The organism is Mesonia oceanica, assembly GCF_902499555.1.
Lineage (GTDB): Bacteria > Bacteroidota > Bacteroidia > Flavobacteriales > Flavobacteriaceae > Mesonia > Mesonia oceanica.
The window spans coordinates 1-514 of the sequence record NZ_CABVMM010000071.1; the positions used below are offsets into that span (position 1 = coordinate 1).

Here is a 514-nt window from a genome sequence, read left to right on the forward strand (position 1 = left end):
ATTGGAAGGTGGATTACATAATGGCAAAGTAGTAAACGTTTCGGGTCCCACTAAGTCACTTTCATTTTCTGAACATAATCCTTTTACATAAAACTCATAAGTGGTATTGGAAGAAAGGTCGGTTAAACTAATCTGAGGATCATTTTCTACGAGGATGTTTTCGCCCTCAGTAACAGGATCAAAACCTGATTCCCCATAAATAACTTCCCAAGAAGTGGCATTACCGTTCTCCGTCCAGCTTACACTTGCTGAACTTTCGGTAATATTAGTCACATTAAGGTTAGAAGGGGGATTACAGGGTAATTCTAAAGTTGTGAAATTCTCTGATTCTGATAGTTCTGTTTCATTATCTGAACACAAGGCTTCTATATAAAATTCATAGGTAGTATTCGGTGAAAGATCCGTTAAATTAAGTTCGGGATTATTCTCTACGAGGATGTTTTCGCCCTCGGTTACAGGATCAAAACCTGATTCCCCATAAATAACTTCCCAAGAAGTGGCATTACCGTTCTCC

The 514-nt window shown here is 38.5% G+C and carries 1 protein-coding gene; it reads right to left on the bottom strand.

The genetic code is table 11. The features are described from left to right. Positions 1-514: fibronectin type III domain-containing protein (locus tag FVB9532_RS19355; protein ID WP_150546822.1), on the bottom strand; the 514-nt coding region annotated here is incomplete at both ends.